General features: G+C 45.0%; 29 protein-coding genes. 8 read left to right on the top strand and 21 right to left on the bottom strand.

Annotated elements, in window-relative coordinates:
* Positions 1-56: 56 nt before the first annotated feature.
* The 8 genes from HWY38_RS10250 to HWY38_RS10215 all read right to left on the bottom strand — a co-directional run bounded on the left by HWY38_RS10250 (position 57) and on the right by HWY38_RS10215 (position 8,677).
* Positions 57-1,328, bottom strand: coding sequence for an MFS transporter (locus HWY38_RS10250; RefSeq protein ID WP_224181766.1), 1,272 nt, complete (start codon positions 1,326-1,328; stop codon positions 57-59).
* Positions 1,329-1,405: 77 nt separating this feature from the next.
* Entirely contained in the window at positions 1,406-2,407 is a 1,002-nt protein-coding gene (locus HWY38_RS10245; protein ID WP_224181765.1) for a substrate-binding domain-containing protein, read from the bottom strand.
* 83 nt (positions 2,408-2,490) lie between these two features.
* Positions 2,491-3,327 carry an SDR family oxidoreductase gene (locus HWY38_RS10240; RefSeq protein WP_224181764.1) on the bottom strand — a complete coding sequence of 279 codons (837 nt, stop codon included), beginning with the start codon at positions 3,325-3,327 and terminating at the stop codon, positions 2,491-2,493.
* Positions 3,324-4,400 carry a mannonate dehydratase gene (uxuA, locus tag HWY38_RS10235; RefSeq protein WP_224181763.1) on the bottom strand — a complete coding sequence of 359 codons (1,077 nt, stop codon included), beginning with the start codon at positions 4,398-4,400 and terminating at the stop codon, positions 3,324-3,326. The genes HWY38_RS10240 and uxuA overlap by 4 nt, the downstream gene beginning before the upstream one ends.
* Before the next feature lies 1 nt (position 4,401).
* The gene (locus HWY38_RS10230; protein WP_101670688.1) at positions 4,402-5,037 is read right to left on the bottom strand and encodes a bifunctional 2-keto-4-hydroxyglutarate aldolase/2-keto-3-deoxy-6-phosphogluconate aldolase; all 636 of its coding nucleotides are present in this window, start codon (positions 5,035-5,037) and stop codon (positions 4,402-4,404) included.
* A 13-nt stretch (positions 5,038-5,050) separates the two neighbouring features.
* Positions 5,051-6,070, bottom strand: coding sequence for a zinc-binding alcohol dehydrogenase family protein (locus tag HWY38_RS10225; RefSeq protein ID WP_224181762.1), 1,020 nt, complete (start codon positions 6,068-6,070; stop codon positions 5,051-5,053).
* A 29-nt stretch (positions 6,071-6,099) separates the two neighbouring features.
* Positions 6,100-7,056, bottom strand: coding sequence for a sugar kinase (locus HWY38_RS10220; protein WP_224181761.1), 957 nt, complete (start codon positions 7,054-7,056; stop codon positions 6,100-6,102).
* Between the two features lie 202 nt (positions 7,057-7,258).
* Positions 7,259-8,677, bottom strand: coding sequence for an alanine/glycine:cation symporter family protein (locus HWY38_RS10215; protein ID WP_224181760.1), 1,419 nt, complete (start codon positions 8,675-8,677; stop codon positions 7,259-7,261).
* 376 nt (positions 8,678-9,053) lie between these two features.
* On the opposite strand from HWY38_RS10215, the gene HWY38_RS10210 reads away from it, so the two are divergent.
* Together HWY38_RS10210 and HWY38_RS19150 are read left to right on the top strand one after the other, a co-directional pair.
* Positions 9,054-9,407, top strand: coding sequence for a hypothetical protein (locus HWY38_RS10210; RefSeq protein WP_033574808.1), 354 nt, complete (start codon positions 9,054-9,056; stop codon positions 9,405-9,407).
* A 24-nt stretch (positions 9,408-9,431) separates the two neighbouring features.
* Complete coding sequence (locus HWY38_RS19150; RefSeq protein WP_007410313.1) at positions 9,432-9,557, top strand: hypothetical protein; 126 nt, start codon at positions 9,432-9,434, stop codon at positions 9,555-9,557.
* A 53-nt stretch (positions 9,558-9,610) separates the two neighbouring features.
* Here HWY38_RS19150 and parC read toward each other — a convergent pair whose 3' ends face one another.
* The 3 genes from parC to HWY38_RS10195 form a co-directional block, all read right to left on the bottom strand.
* Entirely contained in the window at positions 9,611-12,034 is a 2,424-nt protein-coding gene (gene parC / locus HWY38_RS10205; RefSeq protein ID WP_224181759.1) for a DNA topoisomerase IV subunit A, read from the bottom strand.
* A gap of 2 nt (positions 12,035-12,036) precedes the next feature.
* Positions 12,037-14,004 carry a DNA topoisomerase IV subunit B gene (gene parE, locus HWY38_RS10200; RefSeq protein WP_007611767.1) on the bottom strand — a complete coding sequence of 656 codons (1,968 nt, stop codon included), beginning with the start codon at positions 14,002-14,004 and terminating at the stop codon, positions 12,037-12,039.
* 423 nt (positions 14,005-14,427) lie between these two features.
* Positions 14,428-14,835, bottom strand: coding sequence for a CoA-binding protein (locus HWY38_RS10195; protein WP_007410316.1), 408 nt, complete (start codon positions 14,833-14,835; stop codon positions 14,428-14,430).
* 152 nt (positions 14,836-14,987) lie between these two features.
* Between HWY38_RS10195 and plsY the strand changes: the two genes are divergently transcribed.
* Together plsY and HWY38_RS10185 are read left to right on the top strand one after the other, a co-directional pair.
* Positions 14,988-15,569 (top strand): glycerol-3-phosphate 1-O-acyltransferase PlsY, encoded by a 582-nt coding sequence (gene plsY / locus HWY38_RS10190; protein WP_014418024.1) that lies wholly within the window; start codon positions 14,988-14,990, stop codon positions 15,567-15,569.
* Positions 15,570-15,657: 88 nt separating this feature from the next.
* The gene (locus HWY38_RS10185; protein WP_007410318.1) at positions 15,658-15,945 is read left to right on the top strand and encodes a HesB/YadR/YfhF family protein; all 288 of its coding nucleotides are present in this window, start codon (positions 15,658-15,660) and stop codon (positions 15,943-15,945) included.
* A gap of 31 nt (positions 15,946-15,976) precedes the next feature.
* On the opposite strand, the gene HWY38_RS10180 is transcribed toward HWY38_RS10185, so the two are convergent.
* The 7 genes from HWY38_RS10180 to acnA form a co-directional block, all read right to left on the bottom strand.
* On the bottom strand, positions 15,977-16,276 hold the full coding sequence (locus HWY38_RS10180) for a hypothetical protein (protein ID WP_007611759.1): 300 nt from the start codon (positions 16,274-16,276) through the stop codon (positions 15,977-15,979).
* Positions 16,277-16,291: 15 nt separating this feature from the next.
* On the bottom strand, positions 16,292-16,708 hold the full coding sequence (locus HWY38_RS10175; RefSeq protein WP_003153973.1) for a YbgC/FadM family acyl-CoA thioesterase: 417 nt from the start codon (positions 16,706-16,708) through the stop codon (positions 16,292-16,294).
* An 86-nt stretch (positions 16,709-16,794) separates the two neighbouring features.
* Positions 16,795-17,037 (bottom strand): small acid-soluble spore protein Tlp, encoded by a 243-nt coding sequence (gene tlp, locus HWY38_RS10170; RefSeq protein WP_007410320.1) that lies wholly within the window; start codon positions 17,035-17,037, stop codon positions 16,795-16,797.
* Between the two features lie 24 nt (positions 17,038-17,061).
* Positions 17,062-17,208 carry an acid-soluble spore protein N gene (locus HWY38_RS10165; RefSeq protein ID WP_003153977.1) on the bottom strand — a complete coding sequence of 49 codons (147 nt, stop codon included), beginning with the start codon at positions 17,206-17,208 and terminating at the stop codon, positions 17,062-17,064.
* A gap of 63 nt (positions 17,209-17,271) precedes the next feature.
* Positions 17,272-17,397 (bottom strand): FbpB family small basic protein, encoded by a 126-nt coding sequence (locus HWY38_RS10160; RefSeq protein ID WP_012117651.1) that lies wholly within the window; start codon positions 17,395-17,397, stop codon positions 17,272-17,274.
* Between the two features lie 78 nt (positions 17,398-17,475).
* Positions 17,476-17,985 (bottom strand): TlpA family protein disulfide reductase, encoded by a 510-nt coding sequence (locus HWY38_RS10155; protein WP_224181758.1) that lies wholly within the window; start codon positions 17,983-17,985, stop codon positions 17,476-17,478.
* 61 nt (positions 17,986-18,046) lie between these two features.
* Positions 18,047-20,773 carry an aconitate hydratase AcnA gene (gene acnA / locus HWY38_RS10150; RefSeq protein WP_032875049.1) on the bottom strand — a complete coding sequence of 909 codons (2,727 nt, stop codon included), beginning with the start codon at positions 20,771-20,773 and terminating at the stop codon, positions 18,047-18,049.
* A gap of 231 nt (positions 20,774-21,004) precedes the next feature.
* Between acnA and sspO the strand changes: the two genes are divergently transcribed.
* The 4 genes from sspO (at position 21,005) to HWY38_RS10130 (ending at position 22,455) form a co-directional block, all read left to right on the top strand.
* Positions 21,005-21,151, top strand: a complete 147-nt coding sequence (sspO, locus tag HWY38_RS10145) for an acid-soluble spore protein SspO (RefSeq protein ID WP_032875047.1) — start codon at positions 21,005-21,007, stop codon at positions 21,149-21,151.
* A gap of 29 nt (positions 21,152-21,180) precedes the next feature.
* On the top strand, positions 21,181-21,327 hold the full coding sequence (locus HWY38_RS10140) for a small acid-soluble spore protein P (protein WP_003153984.1): 147 nt from the start codon (positions 21,181-21,183) through the stop codon (positions 21,325-21,327).
* Positions 21,328-21,421: 94 nt separating this feature from the next.
* On the top strand, positions 21,422-21,793 hold the full coding sequence (locus HWY38_RS10135) for an Hsp20/alpha crystallin family protein (RefSeq protein ID WP_224181757.1): 372 nt from the start codon (positions 21,422-21,424) through the stop codon (positions 21,791-21,793).
* Between the two features lie 233 nt (positions 21,794-22,026).
* Positions 22,027-22,455 (top strand): DUF2621 domain-containing protein, encoded by a 429-nt coding sequence (locus tag HWY38_RS10130; protein WP_007410325.1) that lies wholly within the window; start codon positions 22,027-22,029, stop codon positions 22,453-22,455.
* A 27-nt stretch (positions 22,456-22,482) separates the two neighbouring features.
* On the opposite strand, the gene HWY38_RS10125 is transcribed toward HWY38_RS10130, so the two are convergent.
* The 3 genes from HWY38_RS10125 to HWY38_RS10115 form a co-directional block, all read right to left on the bottom strand.
* On the bottom strand, positions 22,483-22,974 hold the full coding sequence (locus HWY38_RS10125) for a CcdC family protein (protein ID WP_224181756.1): 492 nt from the start codon (positions 22,972-22,974) through the stop codon (positions 22,483-22,485).
* Between the two features lie 79 nt (positions 22,975-23,053).
* The gene (locus HWY38_RS10120; protein ID WP_224181755.1) at positions 23,054-23,416 is read right to left on the bottom strand and encodes a response regulator; all 363 of its coding nucleotides are present in this window, start codon (positions 23,414-23,416) and stop codon (positions 23,054-23,056) included.
* 84 nt (positions 23,417-23,500) lie between these two features.
* On the bottom strand, positions 23,501-24,208 hold the full coding sequence (locus tag HWY38_RS10115) for a cytochrome c biogenesis protein CcdA (protein WP_087920767.1): 708 nt from the start codon (positions 24,206-24,208) through the stop codon (positions 23,501-23,503).
* Between the last annotated feature and the right edge of the window lie 28 nt (positions 24,209-24,236).

Here is a 24,236-nt window from a genome sequence, read left to right as displayed (position 1 = left end):
GCAGAACGAAAAGGCCATCCCGTTATCGGCAGGACAGCCTCAGTGGCTTTGATGACTTATGAATAAGGTATCGTGTTTTTTTTATCTTCAGAAGCGGATTGAATGATAATCGGACGCACAAAACGGATTACCGCAGCCGAGGCCAAAACGGCTAATCCGCCTGCAAGTAAAAACGCCCCCGAGAATGATCCGCTCTTATCCGCGATAAAGCCGGTTAAAGCAGGCCCGATAATACCGGCCGTGTTTGCAAGAAAATGCATAAAGCCGCCGACTGACCCGACATTCCTTTGATCAACCACATCATGAATCACCGCCCAATAGATAGAGCCCGTTATATATAAAAAGAAAACTGATAAAGCAACGAGAATAACGGCACTTACGGCAGTGGTAACAAGTCCGGCAAATCCGATCAGTACAGCGGAAGCGAACAGACAAGTGACAAGAATGACTTTCCGTGAGAACAAAACCCCTTTTCCGACGGTTTTTTTGAATACATAATCAGAAATCATTCCGCCTGCCGCCAAACCGATAAATCCAAGAATCCAGGGAATAACAGTCACTACGCTCATAAATTCAACACTTAAACCGCGTTCTTTCACCAGATAGCTCGGAAACCATGTTAAGAAGAAAAATAAAATGTAATTGTAGGCGAAAAAGGCAAAAGCCGTGAAGAGAACCGTTTTTTGTTTCAAATAAAAGGTCATCGGGATATGCTGCTCATGCGACTGAATCTCCGTAATCATTGCCGGGGCGTCTTCCGTCGGCGCCGGCCGTTCTTTGACAAATTTAAACCAGATGATCGCCCAGACTAAACCGATGATCATGATCAGGACAAAGGAAACCTTCCAGCTGAACGCCACAGCAATCATCCCGACAATCGGGCCGGAGATCGCTCCGCCGAGCGGCGTGCCGCTGTTTGTCAGGCCGATGACCGTGGCGCGCTGAGACGGAGGAAACCAATTGTTGACCATTTTGCTTATGGCAGCCGACAGCGGCCCCTCCCCCATACCGAATAAAACACGGATAATCAAAAGACTTACAAATCCGAAAGCAAGCGCAACCGCTCCGCTGAAAAGAGACCAAACGATCATCGCCGTACACAATGTCAATTTAGCCCCGTACCGGTCAGATGCAACACCGCCGAGAAAGTTAAACACAGCGTATCCGACAGAAAAACTGCTGAAAATCAGCCCCATTTGGGTTGCCGACAATGTGAGATCCTGCTGTATGAACGGCGCTGCAATAGACAGCGCTGAGCGGTCTAAATAGTTAATCACCCCGGCAGAAAATAAAAGAAGAATAATAGGGAATCTATCCTTTGAGAACATAAAATCCCCCTCTCATCATTTCATAATATTCAGACATTTAAATTGCCGGAGTAAACCGGTTTATGCAATGAAACCGGTTATCCGGATTGCCTTGCGAGCAGCGCCGGTTTATAGCGGTGAATCCGTTTTTCACCGCCATCTTTTTCTTGTATCTGGCGAAGAAGAATGCTTCCCGCTTTTCGCGCCATTTCTGCCGCAGGCTGGACGATCGTCGTAATCGGAGGAGTAAAAAAACCCGCAAAAGGAACTTCATCAATCCCGATGACGGCAGCCTTATCCGGAATTGTCATATCATGCTCCTTCATATATTTCAGCACCTCAACAAGAACAATATCGTTTGCCGCCAATATCGCTTTCGGAGGCTCCTGAAGTGAGAACAGCTCTGACAAAACATTGGAAATATCAGCCGCATCGGCTGTTTTGATATATTCGTTCCGCACCATCATCCCGTGGCGGTCAAGCGCCTTTTTATACCCTTCAATCCGTTCTACCCTCGGACTGATTTCCCGAATAATGGACGTCGTAATAATCGCGATTCTCTTAATGCCGCTCTCGATAAACCGGTCAACGGCAAGACCGGCTGCATGATGGTTATCAAGCATCACTGTCGGAATCCCGAGTTCTTCAATGGTTCTGTCCATAAACACGACCGGAAACGTATCGCGTTTCATCTTTTCATATAAAGAGAGATTTTCGCCCGTCGGAAAAATAATAATTCCGTCCACCTGCTTGGCCCGCAGCATTTCAATATATTTCTTTTCTTTTTCCGGTTCATCATCCGCATTGCAGACAATAATATGAAATCCTTGTTCATGAAAATAGTCTTCAACCGCCCTGATGACCTGAGTGGAAAAGGTGTGAAGAATATTAGCCACCACCACACCTACCGTAAATGTTGATTTCTGTTTTAAGCTGCGGGCGACGAAATTCGGCTGATAGTTCAGCTCTTGAATGGCCGCTTCTATTTTTTGTTTCGTTTTCTCGCTCATATAGTCATAGCGCTGATTTAAAAATTGAGATACGGTGCTTTTAGATACGTTTGCATATTTCGCCACATCAGAAATTGTAATGGTTTTCATAGACTCATCCCCGTCTGTCTTCATTTTTCACTAGTATAAGTCAGAAGTAAATAGTTTACAATCTGACAGGGACATGGATTCTGTCACACTCCGGAATAAGCCATAAAACCTCCGTCGACGGGAACTGTGACCCCGGTGACAAAGCCTGAGCATGAATCATCCGAAAGCCACAAGAGCGTTCCCAGAAGGTCTTCCGGTTTCCCGAAACGTTTCATCGGTGTATGTGCCATAATCTTATTGGATCGGTCTGTCAGACTTCCATCTTCCTGTAATAACAACCCACGGTTTTGCGCAGTCAAAAAGAAACCCGGAGCGATGGCATTCACCCGCAGCCCTTTTTTTGCGAAATGAACAGCCATCCACATCGTAAAATTCTGAATCGCCGCCTTGGCCGCGCTGTAGGCGGGCACCTTTGTCATCGGTGTATACGCACTCATAGAAGAAATATTAATAATCGCGGGACATTCCGCCTTCAAAAGGTCTTTTCCAAACACTTGCGATGCCAGAAATGCACCGGTAAAGTTGGTTGAAAATACGTTGGAAAACCCCGTTTCGTCCATATCAAAAAAGGATGTGCCCTGCTCATCCTCTTCATACGTCTCGCTGGCAGTGATCGCATCAGGGTGGTTTCCCCCGGCTCCGTTAATTAAAAGATTGACAGAACCGAACCGGCTGATAATCTCGTCTTTTGCCTTTTCGAGCGAATCACGGGCTGAAACATCAGCCGGTACAGAAACCGCGGTTCCTCCAGCGTCAGCAATCTCGCCCGCCGCACGCTCTGCTTTATCAGCATTCCGGCTGACGATCGCAATTTTCATCCCCTGCCGTGAAAGCTCCTTTGCCATTGCTGAACAGAGAACACCGCTCCCGCCTGTTATGACAGCGGTTCTTCCTGATAAACGTTCATGAATCGGTCTCATCTCTTCACCTCTTTCTTATGAGACGAGAACGCATCCCACAGTCCGTTCAAGTACATAATTCCTAAGGCACGATCATATAAACCATAACCCGGCCGGCATTGTTCGCCCCAGATATGACGGCCGTGATCAGGCCGTACATATCCTTTATAGTCTTGGCCGTGCAATTCTTTTACCACACCGGTAATATCAATGGACCCATCACTGGTAAGATGCGAAGTTTCCGTAAAATCACCGTTACCGCAGATTTTCACATTTCGTATATGGGCAAACGGCGCAGCTCCCGCATAGTGTTTGGCGATCTTCACCATATCATTGGCGGGATCCGCCCCCATCGAACCCGTGCATAACGTAATACAATTGGCGGGTGAATCTGAAATCTCTCGCAGCTTTTCATAACTTTTCTCACCGGTGATAATACGGGGCAGGCCAAAAATTGACCAGGGCGGATCATCCGGATGAATGGCCATTTGAATGCCGTGTTCCTCCGCTACAGGAAGGATTTCATGTAAAAAGAACTCAAGATTGGCCCAAAGCTGTTTTTCACCGACCGTTTGATAGGCCTCAAACAGTTCCTTGATCCGGGCCATTTTCTCCGGCTCCCACCCGGGAAGCGTCAAATCAGAAGATTCTTCAACCGTGCGGATGAGTTCCTCCGGAGGGAGACTTTCCACTTTCGCTTTTTCAAAAAACAAAGCGGTTGACCCATCCTCCAGCGCGCGGAACATATCGGTACGCGTCCAGTCAAATATCGGCATGAAATTGTAACAGATGACTTTCACGCCGAATTCGGACAGATTGCGAATGGTCTGTTTATAGTGTTCAATATATTGTCCGCGTTCTTCATGACCGAGTTTAATGGCTTCATGAACATTCACGCTTTCCACGACCTCTGCATGAAACCCATAGGATTGAATGTATCTGACTTCCGCTTCAATGTCCTCCTTTTCCCATACTTCGCCCGCGGGTTTCTGGTGAAGAGCCCAGACGATGCCCTTGACCCCGGGAATTTGTCTGACATGTTCAAGAGTCACCGTATCATTACCTTGGCCGTACCAGCGAAACGTGATATTCATGTTACACCCCTGTATATTCGTTTTTTCGGCAGACGTATTCTTTGCTGAGGGATACGGCAGCTTCATAGCCGCCCTTTTGATATGCTTTTGTCAAGTCGCTTCCCACACCGACCGCGACCGCTCCGGCAGAGAGCCAGTCATTCATGCTGTGTAATGAGATACCCCCGGTCGGCATAATGCGGACATTCGGCAGAGGGCCGTTGACCGACTTGATAAATGAAGGGTCAAACGAATTAGCGGGGAACAGCTTTACCACATCACATCCGGCTTCGAGCGCCAAAGCCATATCAGACACGCTCATGCATCCCGGGAGATACGGTACGCTGTACTGGTTGCATAGAGATGCTATCTCTTTTACAAAATGAGAGCTGACGATAAATGAGGCGCCTGATAAAATGGCGTGTCTCGCCGTTTCTGTATCCATTACAGAGCCGGCTCCAAGAAGAATATCTTGATGCCGGAGTTCCTTAAAGACATCTTCCACTTCAGGAGTTGTGTATGTAAGCTCAATGGCGCTGATACCTCCTGAAATGGCCGCTTTTGAAACTTCAAGCGCCTCTTGGCTGTTTTGTCCCCTTATGACAGCCACCACTTGTGCATGCAGAAGTTTTTCGTAAATGGCGTACTTAGGCAGCATTCTCGCTCCTCCTTTAATCAAACGTAATGATTGCTTTTCCCACCTTGCCCGGGTGCTGTTCGATCAACTGAAATGCTTGATGGACGTCATCTGCTGAAAATGTATGTGTAATAAGACCGCCGTGCGTTAACAGGCCTTTATTCAGTAAGTCTGTAATGTACGGAAACTGATTCGTCTGCAATCTTGAACCGGTTATCGTGACTTCCTTTTTTGTGATCGGAAGCTGAGAAATGCCGGCAGTCCTCTCATCAAAACCAAGCACAACCACATGACCGGCCGGAGAAACCGCACCAATGGACGTTTCAAACGTTGAGGGGAGACAGACGGCATCAATGACAACATTGGCGCCTTCATTTTCTGTCCATTCGTTCACCCGCAAAACGGGATCTTCTTTTTGCGCGTTGACGGTAACGTCCGCACCGTTTTTTTCAGCGAATGCCAAGCGTTCCTCATTCAAGTCGGTTATCATGACGGAAGCACCTTTGAACTTTGCCATTTTTAATATGCAGATTCCGACCGGTCCCGCTCCCTGAATCAAAACGGTATCTTCCTTCTCGACACGGCCTCTCCAAACGGCCTGGGCGCCGATCGTATATGGTTCTGCCATGACCGCTTCCTCCCAGGGCAGATCGGGCGAAACGGCATGCAGCTGCTTTTCCGGAACGACGATATATTCCCGCATCCCGCCATCTTCATGAACGCCGAACACCGAAAGCGCTTTGCAGACGTTCGGACGTCTTTTCCGGCAGGCATAGCATGTTCCGCAATAAGATATCGGTTCAACCACTACGCGGTCACCCGGCTTGAAACGCCGGACATGAGAACCGGTCTTTGCGACTTCCCCTGTGACTTCATGTCCGATTACTCTCGGCAGGGACGCTAACGGATTTGTCCCATGATAAATATGCAAATCTGATCCGCAAATTCCGACCCGCTTCACCTTGACAAGAACATCATCCGCATGGACAACAGACGGTTTCTCACATTCCGTCACCACCAGATCAAATGCTTTCCGTACTTGAACCGCTTTCATTTTCTCACCCGCTTTTTAAGTTGTGCTTGCTACCGTTCAATCACAGTCTCTTTGTTTACAAATGACAGAACCTCTTCTAGATAGGGAAGCCCTTCATTGTCACCGGAAACTGTAGTGACGAGCGCACCGACCGCATTGGCAAACTCCAGACGTTTTTCCGGTTCAAAACCATGCAGATAACTGTACAGGTAGCCTGCATTAAAGCCGTCACCCGCTCCTACCGTGTCAACAGGCGCAACCGGGAAAGCCTCTTTGTGAACCCACTTATGATCATGATACAGCGCAGAACCTGCTTCACCGTCTTTTATGACGAGCTGACTGATTGAATAGGTCTCTGCAAACCGGGCTAATGCTTCATTTTCCCCTATACCTGTCAGCTGTTTCATTTCGTCCCGGCCTGCCAGAAGAATATCAGTATGCGGAAAGATTTGATGAAATGCCGCACGCGCCTCCTCAATCGTCCACAGCTTCAGCCTGATATTCGGATCAAAAGATACGGGAATCTTTCTTGCTTTGGCGATGGAAAGCACCCTTTCAGCAATTTCAAGGTTTTTCTTATCAAGCGCGAGGAACACACCGGTAAGATGAACGATGTGAATGCCGGCAAACATATTCTCTGTTATATCTTCCGGTGCAAGAGTCAGAATTGGTGAATTGAAACGGTAATAAAACGTCTTGCCTGAACCGTCATTTCTGATCTCTTTGACATTTAAAGATGTAGGAAAGCCTTCAACATAGGAGACGTCAGTCACATCAATTCCTTCTCCTCTGGCAAACTGATAAATCACTCTGCCGAACTCATCCTTCCCCAGTCTGCTGACCCACTTTGAGTGCAGATTCAATCTGGCGCATGCAATCGCAAAATTCAGTTCAGCTCCTCCTGCTTTTCGTTCAAAATGGGTAACAAAACGCAAAGGCCCTGTGCTTGCGGGATTTAAGGTGATCATCGCATCACCGATCGTAAAAATGCCATAATCAGAAGCCACATCAATACTCCTTTCTTTTAAGACTAAATCGGTTTGGTAAACCGGTTTAGTAAAACTTTATATGAAAACCCTTACACGATCAAGAGAAAAATACAATAAATTCAAAAAAATCTATTTTCGGTAAAAATAACCCGGTTTTTCACATAAAAAAACCCCTCACAACAAAATGTAAGGGGTTTTTGAAAATTGTATGCATGTTTCCTTAGTTAGCAGTCTTACGTTCGGGGCTTGTACCTTCTTCTTCCGCCCATGTTTCAATATGCTTGAGCTCCGGAGTATTCTCGGCTTTGAATACGGGATCAAGACCTTTTTTACGCTGAGCGGCATAATCCTTATAGATCTTGTAGGCTACATTACTCAGCAGTAAGATTGCCACTAAGTTAATGAGAGCCAAGAGTCCCATAAACAAGTTTGCCATATCCCAGACGATCTGGAAGTCAGCCAAACATCCGTATACCACCATCACGACGACGAATACGCGGTAAATATTAAGCCAAGTTTTGCTTGTTTTAATAAATTCAATATTCGTTTCACCATAGTAATAGTTGCCGACGACAGAGCTGAATGCGAATAAAAACATCGCAATTGCAATAAATGTCGATGCCCAGCCGCCGAGGTGGTGCTGCAGTGCGGCTTGCGTCACTTGGATGCCGTCGCCTTTAGGTGTAAAGCTGTACAATAAAATGATAAAGGCAGTCGATGTACAAACGATAAATGTATCAAAAAACACGCCGAGCGTCTGAATTAATCCTTGCTTAGCCGGATGCGTCACATGTGCAGCTGCTGCGGCATTCGGCGCGCTTCCCATACCCGCTTCGTTAGAAAACAGGCCGCGCTGCGCTCCGATAATAATGATGCTTCCTAAGCTTCCGCCGACGATCTGCTCAAGACCGAACGCATTTTTCACAATCGCAGCAAACAGCTCAGGTACCGCCGTAATATTTACAATCACGACATACAGCGCAAGCAGAATATACAGTCCCGCCATAACCGGAACGATTAATTGCGAGACGGAAACAACACGTTTCAGACCGCCGAATATAATGAAAGCCGTTAATACAGCTAAAATGATTGCGATAACTGTTTTATTCACATGGAATGCTTCGTCAAACGCGACAGAAATCGTATTTGACTGCACGGCGTTAAAGATAAGTCCGAAAGAAACGGTAATCAATACGGCGAATAAAATACCGAGCCAGCGGGCGCCCAGTCCCTTTGCCATGTAATATGCCGGACCGCCGCGGAATTCGTCACCGGAACGCACTTTATACAGCTGCGCCAAGGTGCTTTCCACAAAGCTGGAAGCCATACCGACAATCGCTACGATCCACATCCAAAATACTGCGCCGGGACCGCCTGTTGCAATCGCCAGCGCGACGCCGGTCAAGTTTCCGGTTCCGACACGAGAAGCGGCCGAGATAAAGAATGCCTGCATTGAAGACACTCCTTTATTTCCTTGCGGCTTCTCCCCGACAATTCTGAACATTTCAATAAAGTATTGGAATTGAATAAAGCGAAAACGGAACGTAAAGTACAATCCGATCCCGACTAAAATATAAACAAGATACTTCCAAATAAAATCATTTGGAACATTTATGATTTCACTGATGAAAGCCTCCATGTTTAACCTCCCTTTTACATATCTTTTACTGTCATTTTTGCTGCATATGTTAGATCTTTTAACATAACGAGTATTATTATATCACAACAACAGTGGTTGAGAAGTTTTTTTAAGAAAATGTTTCGGTTTCTTCATCACGTCTTTTGCTGTCATGCCCCGTTTTTTATCTTACAGCCCGAAAAATGTTGTCACGTCATAAGGAATGCGTGCATATCATAACAAATAGGTCTTTAAGAAAAAAGAGATGAAAAGATGGATGGAATGGTATATACTTAACCAGGATAATAATTTTTTAAATTTAATAAATAGGTTTACTTTACATTTAAATTAGGGTATTATAATAAAAATATTCAGACTTATGAAGGGGGGAGAACATTTGAAAAAAATCTTGTTTTTAAAAGCTTCTATTTTATTTTTAGCGATTGCAAGCTTTCATTTGCTCTCCATTCCCCATGCGTTTGATACTGCTCATCATTTTAAAGCGGTAGCCGACCAGCAGGAAATGCACGAAATGAAGGCCGGCCAAAATGCTGATGATGAGAAAAAATCGCTGACGGGCTCATATATCTTGACGGCGCTTTTTGCCGCTTCTGTCTCACTGATCGTGATATCAGACAGGAGACGCCCCGCTTCTCGGAGAAGACAGCGAAAGAAAAGCTTTTTAATCGCTAAATTTTATCAGTCCTCGTATTTCGATGAGCTTCATGTTCAACATCGCCTATCTATATAACATAAAATGAGGAGGTTGTTAAACATGTTGTTTATCTTACGAATGGTGATTTTAGGGTTGTTTTCATTCACCGCATTGAATTTATTTGTATGGCAGGGAATCGAAGTCATTCACGCTATCACTGACTTATTCGGCAACCATGAAAGCTAAATAGTAAAACCTCCGCTCAATGAGCGGAGGTTTTTTTTATTTTATTTTTACTCTTAAACATCAGACGCGGGGATACGCCATACATCTGTTACCGGCCCTGTCTCATCTTCATCGGTAAAGAAGGAACCGTTGCTGTATCGGTCATTCGCCCGCAAGGACTTCACGGCGATTTCGATTCTCTCGCCTTTTTCTGTTTCCGCAGCGATCATGTCGGCCAAAGCGCACGCGAATACGCCGACTGCGCGATGCGGGTTCTTTTTAAGCTCACGCAGCATGATGACACCGCGCTTCGCTCTGGATGTTTTTTCGAATTCAGATAGGTTCATCCGCTTGATTGCTCCCCGCTGTGTGACGAGGATAAGCGAATCTGTCTCATGCAGGATTTGTCCTGATACGACGGTATCACCGTCTTTTAAATTTATGCCCTTTACGCCGGCCGCACGGGCACCGACTACATTTACTTCATCTTCACCGAACCATAAGCCGTACCCGAGGCGGGTGGAGATAAACAGCTGGCTGCCGCCGTCTGTGACATGAACATCAATCAGCTCGTCGTCCCCTTTAAGGTTAAGGGCAACAAGCGCTTTCGAGTAACGCTGCGCTTTGTAATGCGTCATTTCAGTTCTTTTCACCATGCCGTTTTTCGTCATAAACAATAAATATGAAGATGGATCAAATTCTTTTACCGGTATAGCTTTCACGATGGTTTCATCACGGTCAATCGTGATGATGTTCGTTACGTGCTGCCCCATGTCTTTCCACCTGATATCAGGAAGCTGGTGAACCGGACAATAAACATAGCTTCCCTTATTGGTAAAGAGCAGGAGAACATCCGTTGTATTCATTTCAAATTGGTGAATCAGCCTGTCAGTATCCTTCATACCGAAATCCTGGCCGTTAGAAGCGGCAAATGACCGCTGGCTTGTTCGTTTTACATAGCCGTCTTTTGTGACTGTCACATATACGTCCTCAGAGGCAACCATGACTTCAAGATTGATTTTAATTTCCTCAATCTTTTCTTCAATGACAGACCGTCTGCTGTCAGCATAGGTCTTTTTCAATTTTTTCAGGCTGCTTGTAATGACTTTTAACAGCTTTTTATCATGACTTAAAATGGCTTCGAGCTCCTGAATTTTCTTGCTGAGCTCTTCCGCTTCCTCTTTTAACGCCGTAATATCCGTGTTTGTCAGACGATACAGCTGCAAGGATACGATCGCTTCGGCCTGCGGCTCCGTAAATGCGAATTTAGACATTAAGTTTTGCTTCGCATCTTTCTTGTCGCTGCTTGCCCGGATGACGGCTATGACCTCATCTAACACAGACAGTGCCTTCATCAGTCCTTCAACGATGTGATGCCGCTCTTTTGCTTTTTGCAATTCAAAAACGGAGCGGTTTGTCACCACTTCCTTCTGATGGGAAATATACGCATCCAGGATGGCCGTAAGACTCATCAGCATCGGCCGGCGATTATGTATGGCGACCATATTAAAGTTATATGTTGTCTGCAGATCAGTGTTTTTATATAAGAAATTCAGGATGCCTTTTGCATCGGCTTCTTTCTTTAACTCAACGACCACCCGAAGCCCCGTGCGGTCAGTTTCATCCCTGACTTCAGAAATGCCTTCGACTTTTTTGTCTATGCGGTATTCGTCCATTTTCTTTACGAGATTGGCTTTGTTTACTTCAAACGGAATTTCTGTAATGACGATCTGCTCCCGTCCGCCTCTTACGGATTCCACTTCAGCCTTGCCGCGGATAATAATCTTGCCTTTACCGGTTTCATAAGCCTTCCGAATGCCGTCGACTCCTTGAATAATGCCTCCTGTCGGAAAGTCAGGCCCTTTAATCACCTGCATCAAGTCATCGACGGTGCAATCCGGAGATTCAATCCGTTTAATCACGGCATCAATGACCTCACCCAGATGATGAGGGGGAATATCAGTCGCATAGCCCGCCGAAATCCCGGTTGATCCGTTGACAAGCAAGTTAGGGAACATGGCGGGCAAAACAACCGGTTCTTTACTAGTGTCATCAAAGTTCGGAACGAATTCAACCGTATTTTTATCAATATCACGCAAAAGCTCTGACGCGATAGAAGATAATCTCGCTTCCGTATAACGCATGGCAGCCGGCGGATCACCGTCAATGCTTCCATTGTTGCCGTGCATCTCAATCAGCACATTCCGCACTTTCCAATCCTGGCTCATCCGCACCATCGCTTCATAAACGGAACTGTCACCGTGCGGATGATAATTACCGATAACGTTTCCGACCGTTTTCGCCGCTTTACGGAAATTTTTATCGAATGTATTTCCGTCTGCGTGCATGGCGTATAAAATTCTCCGCTGCACCGGCTTTAAACCGTCACGAGCGTCGGGCAGCGCCCTGTCTTGAATAATGTATTTACTGTAGCGTCCGAAACGGTCGCCGATTACTTCTTCTAACGGTAAATCATGAAATAATTCTGGCTGTGCCACTATTAAACCTCCTCAGCGACCGACAAGTTTTCATTTTCTAAAATATTGCTTTCCTCATCTAATCCGAAGGCAACATTCTTTTCAATCCATTTTCTTCTCGGTTCTACTTTGTCTCCCATTAATGTCGTTACACGGCGCTCTACCCGTGCCGCATCGTCGATCTTGACTCTGACGAGCGTTCGCGATTCGGGATTCATCGTCGTTTCCCAGAGCTGGTCTGCGTTCATTTCTCCCAGACCTTTATAGCGCTGGATGGTATACCCTTTGCCGACTTTCTTTAAAACGCCGTCCATTTCTTCGTCGGACCAAGCATATTCAATAATCTCTTTCTTACCGCTTCCTTTGCTCACTTTGTAAAGAGGCGGAAGGGCGATGAAGACTTTTCCGTGCTCGATTAAAGGTTTCATATAGCGGTAGAAAAACGTTAACAGCAAGACTTGAATGTGTGCGCCGTCGGTATCCGCGTCCGTCATGATAATGATCTTGTCATAGTTGATGTCGTCTATCTCAAAATCTGCGCCGACACCGCCTCCGATCGCATGAATAATCGTATTGATTTCTTCATTTTTGAAGATGTCTGCAAGCTTTGCTTTCTCTGTGTTGATGACCTTTCCGCGAAGGGGCAGCACGGCTTGGAATTTCCGGTCTCTTCCCTGTTTTGCAGAACCTCCCGCAGAGTCTCCTTCCACAAGATACAATTCATTCTTCGCCGGATTTCTGGAACCGGCCGGTGTGAGTTTTCCGCTCAGCGTCGCTTCTGATTTTTTGCGCTTTTTGCCGCTTCTCGCTTCTTCTCTCGCTTTACGGGCCGCTTCACGGGCTTGGCTGGCTTTAATCGCTTTTTTGACAAGCAGGGTCGCCGTATCGCGGTTTTCTTCCAAGAAATAAGCAAGATTCTCGGAAATGACGGCGTCCGCGGCGGATCTCGCCTCACTTGTGCCAAGCTTCCCTTTCGTCTGGCCTTCAAATTGCAGCAGTTCCTCCGGGATACGCACGGAAATGATTGCGGACAAACCTTCCCTGATATCGGCGCCTTCAAGGTTCTTGTCTTTCTCTTTTAAAAGGGCGACCTTTCGCGCATACTCGTTAAACGCTCTTGTCATTGCCGTTTTGGCTCCTGATTCGTGGGTGCCGCCGTCCTTTGTTCTGACGTTATTAACGAATGACAGCATATTTTCTGAATACCCGTCATTAAACTGAAACGCGAAATCGACTTCAATGTCATGATGCTCGCCTTCAAAGGAAACCACTTCGCATAAAGCGTCTTTTTCCTCGTTTAAATAAGCGACAAATGCTTCAATTCCGTTCTCATAATAAAATACTTCTTTTACGCCGTTCCGTTCATCAATTAATTCTATTTTCAAACCTTTTAACAAGAAAGCCGATTCGCGCAGACGTTCTGACAGCGTGTCAAAATTATAAACCGTTGCACTGAACATTGACGGATCAGGTTTAAAATGGGTGAGCGTTCCCGTTTTTTTGGTCGTTCCGATTTTTTCAAGTGAAGTCACGGGCTTGCCGCCGTTTTCAAACCGCTGTTTATAAACATATCCGTCACGCTCAATAGTAACTGTCAGCCACTCCGATAATGCGTTTACGACAGATGCGCCGACACCATGCAGACCGCCGCTTGTTTTATAGCCGCCCTGTCCGAATTTCCCCCCGGCATGCAGCACGGTGAAAATAACTTCCGGCGTCGGCTTTCCGAGCTTATGCATCCCGGTCGGCATTCCGCGTCCTCTGTCCTGTACAGAGATGCTGTTGTCCTTATGTATCGTTACGATAATATGATCTCCGTAGCCGGCAAGAACTTCATCGACGGAATTGTCGACGATCTCATATACCAGATGGTGCAGGCCGCGTGCGTCCGTCGAACCGATGTACATTCCCGGTCGTTTTCTGACGGCTTCCAGGCCTTCAAGCACCTGTATGGCATCTTCGTTGTAATCAAATTGCTGTTTTCTAGCCAAACGTACAAACCCCTTTCAAAAAACCTGCTCTTAATCATTCTCTTTTTTAAATGTTTTCATGTCTTTGTTTTTCAGTATGCGCAAGCTTCGGTCCAATTCTCCTCGGACTCACAATTATAACCAATATGCTTGATTTCGCAACATATTTAAGTGGATGGCTCGTTTTTTAGGCCGCAAGACATACATTCGAATGGCTTTTCATCTTTTTGGTGCCCTTTTCGGCGGATAAGAACATGAGTTCGCTTTCTATTATATAGCTTTATGCGGGCCATCGCAAACAGACTGTAAACCCCTGTATAAAGGGGTTTCTAAAAAAGCTGTTCATGCTTTATTGTATCTGTTTCATCATCATACGCAAAGAGTATTCTTTCAATAAAAAAGCAAAAACCCCTGATTTGCCAAGGATTTTTGCCTTTTTTGTTCCTATTTTATAACAGCGCGGGCGACTTTTATACATAAATCCATAACAGCCGTCCGTCCTTTGTCTGTAATCATGCGATACGCTTCTTCATTTGCAAGACCCTGCTGCGCCCAAAAAACGGGAGCGTCCGTCTGTAAAAATTCTTCTGCGACGCCGGGAAGCTGCTCAGAGCGTCTGAACACATTCACGATATCAATCGGTCCTTCCACGTCTTTTAATGAAGCGACGGCTTTAACGCCAAGCGCCTCATCAATCGTTGGATTGACGGGAATAATTTCATACCCCTCATCCTGCATCGCTTTGGAAACCATGTAAGAAGTCCGGTCGGGACGGTCTGACAGCCCGACGACTGCGATCCGTTTGCTCCGGTCCAGAATTTCTTTAATCTCTGATTTTGAAGGATTTTGCATCTTTACCATCTCCTTTTGATATATTGTACATGACCGCTTCGCCGGAATCAAAAAAAGCGCTTTGTCAGCTTAATTCTCAAAAAAACTTGTCATCAGACGGTAACAACTCGTGTTAAAATAGAGTGAAGGGACATTGAAAAGGAGAAATGTAGATGTTGATTGCTTTATTGATTATTTTGGCCTATGTAATAGGCAGCATCCCGTCAGGTTTAATCGTAGGCAAACTTGCGAAAGGGATCGATATTAGAGAACACGGAAGCGGCAATTTGGGTGCTACAAATGCTTTTCGCACGCTTGGCGTTAAAGCGGGATCTGTTGTCATCGCAGCTGATATTTTAAAAGGCACCCTGGCCGCGGCGCTCCCATATTTACTGCACGTCCCCATTCATCCTCTTCTCGCAGGGGTGGCAGCAGTGATCGGCCATGTATTCCCCGTGTTCGCAAAGTTTAAAGGAGGCAAAGCCGTAGCCACATCAGGGGGCGTCCTGCTGTTTTATGCTCCGCTGTTATTCGTTACGATGGTTGCAGTATTTTTCGTATTTTTATTCCTTACGAAATTTGTTTCTCTGTCTTCAATGTTAACAGGGATTTATACGATTATTTACTGTCTGTTTGTAAAAGACCCTTATTTATTAATCGTAGTGACGCTTTTGACCGCGTTTGTTATCTACAGACACAGGGCAAACATCAAACGGATTATAAACAAAACAGAACCGAAGATCAAATGGTTTTGATGAAACTTCAATTTTGACATCAAAATGCCATATGCGTTTATAATAGAGATAATTTCTTTATATGAGAAACAAAAAGGGAGTGTTCCGGATGAACATGAAAGTAACGAAAGGCGCGCTGGATTGGTACAAAGAAGAGCTCGATCTGGAAACAGGCGACCATGTCCGTTTCTTTGTCCGTTACGGGGGATGCAGCAACGTTCAGAAAGGCTTTTCTCTCGGCATTTTAAAAGACCGGCCGATGAACATCGGCACCAGCACGGAAGTTGAAGGCATTACCTTTTTTATTGAAGAAAGCGACTTATGGTACTTTGATAATCATGATTTGTCAGTCACATATTCAGATCAGGCGGAAGAGCCGGTATTTGATTACGTGTAAAAAAAAGAACGCAGCAGATGCGTTCTTTTTTTTACAGCCTGAACCTTTTGAGATGATCAGTCAGACGTTCTTTTTCTAATATGCTTCTTTGCGTATCACCGAGCAGGTCAAAGTGGGGAAATTCATTTTTATGGTGAATCCACTCCGGCTTCAGCCCGTACTCCGCTCCCCATCTGATCAGTTTATTGAGGTCGCTTGAACCGGCCTTCGTCACGGTCTTAGCCTCCGGAAAGCGGTCGTCCAGCCAGTAATGCGTTAAAAAAGCGATTTTCCCTTCCGATACATCCCGCTTCCATCTTTCCAGTTCCTTACGCGTAATTCCAAATGCCATAACTTCAGCCGCTCCTTATTTTTTTGCCTTTTCGTAAGCGGCATGCCAATCAGGAAAAGCCTTGCGAAACTGAATCGGTTTGAAGCTCTCTTTATCAACGCATATATGAGAGGATGTCGCTTTGATGGCAAGTTCTTGATCCGGATTATAGATGTGGTAGCCGTAAACGGTTTTAAATCCGTTATATTCTTCAATCCAAGTATGTACGACAGCCGTTTCTCCGTAGCGGAGCGGCTTTTTATAAGAAATGCTGATATCCAATACAGGGGACAGCACTCCTCTATCTTCCATATCCTTGTAAAGGAATCCGAGTTCCTTAATCAGCGCCGTTCTGCCGACCTCCATCCAGACTAAGTAATTGGCATGATAGACGATGCCCATTTGATCTGTTTCCGCATAACGCACTTCTATTTCTTTTTTTGACACATGCAACGTTCTCTGCTCCCTTATTATCAGATTAGCCCCATTTTATCACAACGAGCCGGAAAGAGAAAAAAACCAGGTTTCCCTGGTTTTTATTATGATTGATAGCCGTTTTCTCTTGCAGCCGATTCATCCTGGATTTCACTGCGGAACGATTCAATGCTTTCATTGCGTCTGGCATTCTTCTCTTGAATACGCTGTTTTTCCTCATCTGTCGCAAATTCCATTGATTCTTTGGCTTCTTCTATATTTTCAATTGTATTCTGCACCATATCCTGCAGCTTTTCAACGTTATCGGAGCGGTCATCCGGATTCGGTTTTTGATAATTGTTTGTCATAATGTCTGCTCTCCTTTGATGATGTTATTCGCCTTTCGTCTGCATGACAATCGGATGTCCGTTTGACTTGTCATGAAACTTTTCCCCTTTGTTGCGTTTATATTTAACGGGTTTTGTCCCTAAGTGGCTCGGAGCGTATTGCGGCTGGCCGTCTTTCTTGTTTATGCCCATGTTCATCCCTCCTTAAGAGTATATTTTGCAAAAGGAGGTGCAAACATGACTGCAAATTAAAGGTTATTTTTGTTTGAACCGCTGCTCCAGCTTTTCTTCAAGCTGATTCAAATATTCCGTATTGGTCATCAGCTCACGTTTATTTTCCATAACCAATTCATGAAAAGAACGTTTTCGCATTTTTTTCAATCTTCTCACCTCCGTGTTTTCATTCATTTTTTCCAATTTTTTAAAACCTAAGCCCTTCACAATAAAAAAACTGAACCTCTATTCGAGATCCAGTTTTTCTTTCATTTCTTTTTTTGTCATCGTGCCTACGCGAATATGCTGAATGGTTCCTTTTTCGTCTAATATGTATGTTGTCGGATAAGAAAGCACGTTGAAATCTCCGTTAATTCCGCTTTTGTCAATCAGAATAGGAAAGGTCAGCTGATAATGATCAGCAAATGATTTCACAGCCTGTATATTTTTTTCAGAGGATGTAAAATTAACGGCTGCTACCGCAATATCAGGATATTCTTTCTGCAGCTCCTGCATATCGGGCATTTCCATTCGGCACGGCTTGCACCACGTCGCCCAGAAATTGAGGAGCACTTTTTTTCCTTTATAATCAGAAAGGGAGATGCTTTTTCCTGACAATGTATCAAGTGTAAAGTCAGGGGCTTTCATCCCTTCTTCCGTCCCTTCTTTCGGACTTTTTTGTACAGAATAAATGTTCCAGCCCGCATACACTAACAACCCGATAAGTAACATTCCGCCCAGCCATTTCGCAAGCATCTCAAGGCCTCCCGCATAAAAAGAGAGAAAGCAGACTGCTTTCTCTCCTTTGTTCATTCTGCTACTGTTTCATTTTATCGCGAAGCACCATTTGTAAAATGCCGCCGTGGCGATAGTAATCAATTTCCACTTCACTGTCAAAACGGACAACAACTTCAAATGTTTTTACCGTACCATCTTCACTGATTGCTCTGACAGTCAGCAAGTCGCGCGGACGTACAGATTCATCAACATCCACCTCGATGACTTCCTTACCGGTTAAGCCGAGTGTATCCGCGTTTTCACCCTGTTTGAACTGGAGCGGCAGCACACCCATAAAGACGAGGTTGCTTCTGTGAATTCTTTCAAAGCTTTCGGCAATGACTGTTCTAATGCCGAGCAGGTTTGTTCCTTTTGCAGCCCAGTCACGTGAAGAGCCCATTCCGTAATCTTTTCCAGCTAGGACGACAAGGCCCGTTTTATCTTCTTTATACCGCATGCAGGCATCATAAATAGATGTCACTTTCCCGGTAGGCCAATGTGTTGTGTATCCGCCTTCTGTACCCGGTGCGATTTGGTTTTTAATGCGGATATTGGCGAATGTTCCTCTCATCATGACTTCATGGTTTCCGCGGCGTGAGCCGTAAGAGTTAAAGTCACGAGGAGAAACGCCTTTTTCCTGCAGGTATTTGCCCGCCGGTGTGTCTTTTCCGATCGCTCCGGCCGGAGAAATGTGGTCAGTCGTCACGGAATCGCCGAATTTGCCGACAACGCGAAGTCCTCTTAAAGGCTCAACTTTTCCCGGCTCTACAGACATTTCCTCAAAGAACGGCGGGTTTTGAATGTAAGTGGAATCCTGATCCCACTTGTACAGCGCTTCATCCGTCGTTTCGATTTCATTCCAGCGTTGGTTGTCGTCAAATACCGTTTCATACTCTTTGCGGAATAATTCCGGCGTAACAGTCTGTTTGACGAGAGAATTGATTTCATCCATGGACGGCCAGATGTCATCGAAATAAACATTTTGTCCGTCATTTCCGACACCGATCGGATCCGTTTTCAGGTTGATATTCACAGTGCCTGCTAATGCGTATGCGACAACAAGCGGAGGTGACGCAAGGTAGTTTCCTTTGACAAGCGGATGGATCCGGCCTTCAAAGTTTCTGTTACCCGACAAGACAGAAGTGATCAAGAGATCATTTTTAGCAACCGCTTCTTCAATCTCTGGAGAAAGCGGGCCGGAGTTCCCGATACATGTCGTACAGCCATACCCTACGAGGTTAAAGCCGAGCTCCTTCATGTAAGGAAGCAGGCCTGAGTTGACTAAGTATCCAGTAACAACCTTAGACCCCGGTGCAAGTGATGTTTTAACATAATTCGGCACTTTCAAGCCTAATTCTACCGCTTTTTTGGCTACCAATCCGGCACCGATTAATACAAAAGGGTTTGATGTATTCGTACAGCTTGTAATAGCGGCGATTGCAATCGCCCCTGTTTTCATAACCGCATCTTCACCGCTGTTAAGTTTAAATGAAATTTCTTTGTTCTCTTCAGCAGCATCCGCTCCGAATCCTTGGTTGCCGGCCGGGCTGACAAGATGTTTTTTAAACGTTTCCTGCATAACGGAAAGCGGGATTAAATCCTGCGGACGTTTCGGTCCTGAAAGGTTCGCTTCGATTTTTGACAGATCAATTTCCACAACGTCTGTAAAAATCGGCTCTTCCGCGTCAGGCGTATAGAATAAACCGTTGTTGCGGCAGTATGCTTCCACAATATCGATCTGCTCTTCTTCACGGCCGGTCAGACGCAGGTAAGAAAGTGCTTCCTCGTCAACCGGGAAGAATCCGCAAGTCGCTCCGTATTCCGGCGCCATATTGGCAATAGTCGCACGATCCGCAAGCGGAAGCTCAGCAACACCAGGACCGAAGAATTCAACAAATTTATTGACTACACCTTTTTCGCGCAGCACTTGAGTGACTTTCAGCGCCAAGTCAGTCGCCGTCGTTCCATTAGGCAATTTTCCGACAAGTTTCGCGCCGATGACCTCAGGAACAGGGAAATATGAAGGCTGGCCGAGCATTCCCGCTTCCGCCTCAATACCGCCGACACCCCAGCCGAGGACGCCGATTCCGTTAATCATCGTTGTATGGGAATCTGTTCCCACCAATGTATCAGGATATGTCACAAGTTCTCCGTCTTCCTCTTTCGTATGAACGACACTTGCCAAAAACTCAAGGTTTACCTGGTGAACGATACCTGTTGCAGGCGGAACCGCCTGATAATTGTTAAACGCTTTCTTTGCCCAGCTTAAAAATTTATAACGTTCTGCATTTCTTTCGAATTCTAAGTCCATATTAATGGCTAACGCGTCTTCCGTACCGGCTTTGTCGACTTGTACGGAGTGGTCAATGACCAGGTCAACCGGAATTTCAGGATTAATTTTATCAGGGTCTCCGCCGACAGAGGCCATGGCTTTTCTTAAAGATGCCAGGTCAACTACGGCCGGAACGCCGGTAAAGTCCTGTAGAATAACCCGTGACGGTTTAAACGGCACATCGATATCTTTTAATTCAGCAGTACCCCATCTTGCTAAATTTTCAACATGTTCTTTTGTAATGACGCGTCCGTCTACCTGACGCAAAACGGATTCCAAAAGAACCTTAATAGAATAAGGAAGTTTTGAAACATTGCCGACCCCTGCGTCTTCCAATGCTTTTAATGAATAGTAGTTGTATGTTTTCCCATTTGAAGAAAATGTTTTTCTTGCTTGGAAAACGTCTTGTGTTGCGACTTTTTGCTGATTTGTCATTCTCCAAAATCCCCCTTCAATGATCAAGATCGTTCTTTAGATGAATGTTCACATTCCATCACAATTTTCTCACAATTTCATCTTAGTATAAAATCATACATAAGTAAATATCAATGTTTTTATTAAATACAATAAGATCGTCTTATCAGCATGATTTTCGGTAAATTTTGTCCGATTTTCCGCCTCATACAACGGGCTGTAAAGAGCCATATTAATGTTGAGGTGATGATCATGGTAAAACGGAAAGCCAATCATGTAATGAACGGCATGAATGATGCGAAAAGCCAAGGCAAAGGCGCGGGCTATATAGAAAATGACCAGCTCGTTTTGACGGAAGAGGAACGGCAGAACAATAAAAAAAGAAAAACAAACCAATAGCCGGAACACCTTAAAAAGGAGGCTTTAACATGACAAATAAAAATACGAGTAAAGATATGCATAAAAATGCTCCGAAGGGCCATAACCCCGGCCAGCCGGAACCGCTGAGCGGAAGCAAAAAAGTGAAAAACCGCAACCATACAAGACAAAAACATAATACAAGCCACGATATGTAAAACAGACCCCGGTGTCTGTTTTTTTGTGCCATTCACCCATTCAAAGCTTCTGCATACGTTATAGCAAGGCTTTTTAATATGGAGGGATGCTTCCATGAATCACTCAAAAAACGCTGAAGAATTTGATGATACGGAAGAATGGCTGCGGCAGTTTTACGAGGATCCGTATGCTTGGTATGATGAGACGCTGCCGATCGATCTATATGAAACAAGCCGTGAATATATCATTGAAGCCGACCTGACGGCGCTGAAACAGGTGCAAGCGATAACCGTCACTCTTTCGGGAAATGAGTTTATGCTCTCTGTTAAAACGCTTGAACGGACGTTAAACAAACAAATGGTGCTTCCTTTTTATCTGAATGACAAACATATTTTCACTGATTTCACCAACCATATTCTGACCGTCTCCATGAACAAGGAGCCAAATGAGACTCCTGCCTCTTTTTCCTTTCAATTTCCTCTATAACATAAAAAAGCCGCTTTCATCCCTCAATGGAAGCGGCTTTTTTGTCCGGTCATATCAGTCATATACCCTCAAAGTGAATCTCCCATGGCCAAATAGCAGAATCACTATACGATAGAATATGTTCTAGCAACCGGAATGACTGGACATCTATCATTTTTTCTATTCTTTTTTTCATGTGTTCTTCTATTCTGTCTTCGTTTACAATATGGTTAAAGTAAGGAGGAGATAGAACAATGCTGGAAGGCTGGTTTATGTGGTTTATTTTATTTTGGGTCATCGTGATGATCGGATTGCTGTCTATCGGCGGATTTTTTATGTTTCGAAAATTTTTAAAACGTTTACCGAAAGAAGACGGCCGGTCAGAACTGGATTGGCAGGACTATTATATTGAAAAAAGCAGGCACTTATGGAATGAGGGTGACAAGGCGTTTTTGGATGAATTGGTCGCCCCCGTGCCGGAGCTCTTTCGGGATGTAGCCAAAGCGAAAATCGCCGGAAAAATCGGTGAACTTTCCTTAGCGGAGGAAGCTGAACAAATAAACCGTGATTTAATCATCAGGGGTTACATACTGGCCACTCCTAAGCGTGATCATCAATTTTTAAAAAAGCATCTCCGTGAAAAACAGATTGATCTTACTCCTTATCAAGCACTGCTCAAATAAAAAACCTTTCCGGCGGACGGAAAGGTTTTAATTCATCTGAATATCAGCGGTCTTCAGTTCATTCGAAAGTTTGCGGTAAGACAAAAACATCGCGATGCGCCACGGGACAATCATTCCGAAAGCAAGAATCCAAAACATTCCGCTTAAAGCTCCGTAATCAATCGTCGTGCTCAAAATGGATTTCATAGCGATTCTGATAACCAGCAAACCAATCAGGATAAACACAAACGCTTTTGACCGTTTTAAGTAGATTTCATTATTTTTAATCTCAAATTTAGATGTTTTAATCAGAAAAATAGAGAAGATCACGCCCAGCGTAATGGCCTCCAAAAATTCTTCGCCCGTCACTCTGAAAATCGGAAAAAGGAACATAAGCGCTCCCGTACTCATGAAAATCGGCGGGAGAATTATTTTTTTAGATGAAGCGGGCTTGTCGGAGGATTTAATCCTGACGATCATCACGGAAATTGCCATGGCCGCTGCAATAACGGATGAAATTATAATCATCATCTTTATCATTCCTTTGCTTGCACGGAGTTTGATACTATATACTATACTCCAAAAACATAAAAAAAACCAATTTGAAAAGAGAACACGTTTACGTTCCCGTTACCCGCCCTACGGCCTCCAGCACTTTAGATGCTTCAAACGGTTTAACGATAAAGTCTTTAGCGCCTAATTCAATCGCTTCCAGAACGATCCGCTGCTGCCGCATGGCGGTGCACATGATGATCCGGGCTTTCGGGTCAAAAGCTAAAATATCCTGCAGCGCCTGTATACCGTTTTTGACCGGCATGGTAATATCCATAGTCACCAGGTCGGGACGGATTCTTTGATATACTGCCAGAGCTTCCTCACCGTCAGCCGCTTCCCCGGCCACTGTGTAATTCGCCGATTCCAGAATCTCTCTGATTTTCACCCTCATGAACTTGGCGTCATCTACAACTAAAACTCGTGTCATATTCCCCTCCACATATTTAACATTAACTAGTCTTATTGTACCAAAAACAAAAGGGTATATAATAGTTCAAAAGTTATTAATCCGTTACAGACCCGTAAATCCTCCGAAAAGATTTGACAGAACGATCAGAATGTAGCTCATCCAGTTAAAAAACAGCATAACTCCGATCAGAATCATAAGAATGCCGCCGATTTTCATGATAAGCAGCTGATGCTTGCGAATCCAATTCATTCTGGTAATAAAAAATGAAAGAACAAGAAAAGGAATCGCAAATCCGAGAACATATAAAAACATATACGGCACTGCTGAAGAAGGATTTGTATTGGCCAGCGAAAACACGGCTCCTAAAATAGGCCCGCTGCACGGCGACCAGCCGGCTGCAAACGCAAGACCGATCAGAACCGAACCGATAAACCCCTCCGGACGGCGCTTAAAGTGAATGCGCCGCTCTTTCATCATGAATTTCGGCTGAAACACACCGGCAGTAACCAGCCCGAAAAGGATCAGCATGATAGCGCCAAACTGGCGGATCGCTTCATGATATTGGGTAAAAAAACTGCCGATAAACGAAGTTCCATATCCCAATGCGATAAAAATCACGGAGAAACCAAGCAAAAAACAAAGTGTATGCACGAGGCCGCGCTTTTGCAGCATCACCTTTTCTGTTTTCACCTCGTCCATACTGACACCAGTTATGTAAGACAAAAAAGCGGGATACAACGGCAGACAGCATGGAGAAATGAAAGACAGAAATCCGGCCCCAAACGTCAGAAAGTAATTAAAACTCACGATGACACACTCCCTTCGAGTTATGACAAAA

It is taken from the genome of Bacillus sp. KS1, assembly GCF_020075515.1.
GTDB lineage: Bacteria > Bacillota > Bacilli > Bacillales > Bacillaceae > Bacillus > Bacillus velezensis.
The sequence above is the reverse complement of the archived record's forward strand: the minus strand, read 5'-3'. Positions and strand labels throughout refer to the sequence as shown.

What these genes read in the sequence shown, in the direction of transcription:
- HWY38_RS10250 (WP_224181766.1), bottom strand. Translation starts at nt 1,328, where the DNA reads ATGTTCTCAAAGGATAGATTCCCTATTATTCTTCTTTTATTTTCTGCC.
- HWY38_RS10245 (WP_224181765.1), bottom strand. Translation starts at nt 2,407, where the DNA reads ATGAAAACCATTACAATTTCTGATGTGGCGAAATATGCAAACGTATCT.
- HWY38_RS10240 (WP_224181764.1), bottom strand. Translation starts at nt 3,327, where the DNA reads ATGAGACCGATTCATGAACGTTTATCAGGAAGAACCGCTGTCATAACA.
- uxuA (WP_224181763.1), bottom strand. Translation starts at nt 4,400, where the DNA reads ATGAATATCACGTTTCGCTGGTACGGCCAAGGTAATGATACGGTGACT.
- HWY38_RS10230 (WP_101670688.1), bottom strand. Translation starts at nt 5,037, where the DNA reads ATGCTGCCTAAGTACGCCATTTACGAAAAACTTCTGCATGCACAAGTG.
- HWY38_RS10225 (WP_224181762.1), bottom strand. Translation starts at nt 6,070, where the DNA reads ATGAAAGCGGTTCAAGTACGGAAAGCATTTGATCTGGTGGTGACGGAA.
- HWY38_RS10215 (WP_224181760.1), bottom strand. Translation starts at nt 8,677, where the DNA reads ATGGAGGCTTTCATCAGTGAAATCATAAATGTTCCAAATGATTTTATT.
- HWY38_RS19150 (WP_007410313.1), top strand. Translation starts at nt 9,432, where the DNA reads ATGTTGTTTATCTTACGAATGGTGATTTTAGGGTTGTTTTCATTCACC.
- HWY38_RS10195 (WP_007410316.1), bottom strand. Translation starts at nt 14,835, where the DNA reads ATGCAAAATCCTTCAAAATCAGAGATTAAAGAAATTCTGGACCGGAGC.
- plsY (WP_014418024.1), top strand. Translation starts at nt 14,988, where the DNA reads ATGTTGATTGCTTTATTGATTATTTTGGCCTATGTAATAGGCAGCATC.
- HWY38_RS10185 (WP_007410318.1), top strand. Translation starts at nt 15,658, where the DNA reads ATGAACATGAAAGTAACGAAAGGCGCGCTGGATTGGTACAAAGAAGAG.
- HWY38_RS10180 (WP_007611759.1), bottom strand. Translation starts at nt 16,276, where the DNA reads ATGGCATTTGGAATTACGCGTAAGGAACTGGAAAGATGGAAGCGGGAT.
- tlp (WP_007410320.1), bottom strand. Translation starts at nt 17,037, where the DNA reads ATGACAAACAATTATCAAAAACCGAATCCGGATGACCGCTCCGATAAC.
- HWY38_RS10165 (WP_003153977.1), bottom strand. Translation starts at nt 17,208, where the DNA reads ATGGGCATAAACAAGAAAGACGGCCAGCCGCAATACGCTCCGAGCCAC.
- HWY38_RS10155 (WP_224181758.1), bottom strand. Translation starts at nt 17,985, where the DNA reads ATGCTTGCGAAATGGCTGGGCGGAATGTTACTTATCGGGTTGTTAGTG.
- acnA (WP_032875049.1), bottom strand. Translation starts at nt 20,773, where the DNA reads ATGACAAATCAGCAAAAAGTCGCAACACAAGACGTTTTCCAAGCAAGA.
- sspO (WP_032875047.1), top strand. Translation starts at nt 21,005, where the DNA reads ATGGTAAAACGGAAAGCCAATCATGTAATGAACGGCATGAATGATGCG.
- HWY38_RS10140 (WP_003153984.1), top strand. Translation starts at nt 21,181, where the DNA reads ATGACAAATAAAAATACGAGTAAAGATATGCATAAAAATGCTCCGAAG.
- HWY38_RS10135 (WP_224181757.1), top strand. Translation starts at nt 21,422, where the DNA reads ATGAATCACTCAAAAAACGCTGAAGAATTTGATGATACGGAAGAATGG.
- HWY38_RS10130 (WP_007410325.1), top strand. Translation starts at nt 22,027, where the DNA reads ATGCTGGAAGGCTGGTTTATGTGGTTTATTTTATTTTGGGTCATCGTG.
- HWY38_RS10125 (WP_224181756.1), bottom strand. Translation starts at nt 22,974, where the DNA reads ATGATAAAGATGATGATTATAATTTCATCCGTTATTGCAGCGGCCATG.
- HWY38_RS10120 (WP_224181755.1), bottom strand. Translation starts at nt 23,416, where the DNA reads ATGACACGAGTTTTAGTTGTAGATGACGCCAAGTTCATGAGGGTGAAA.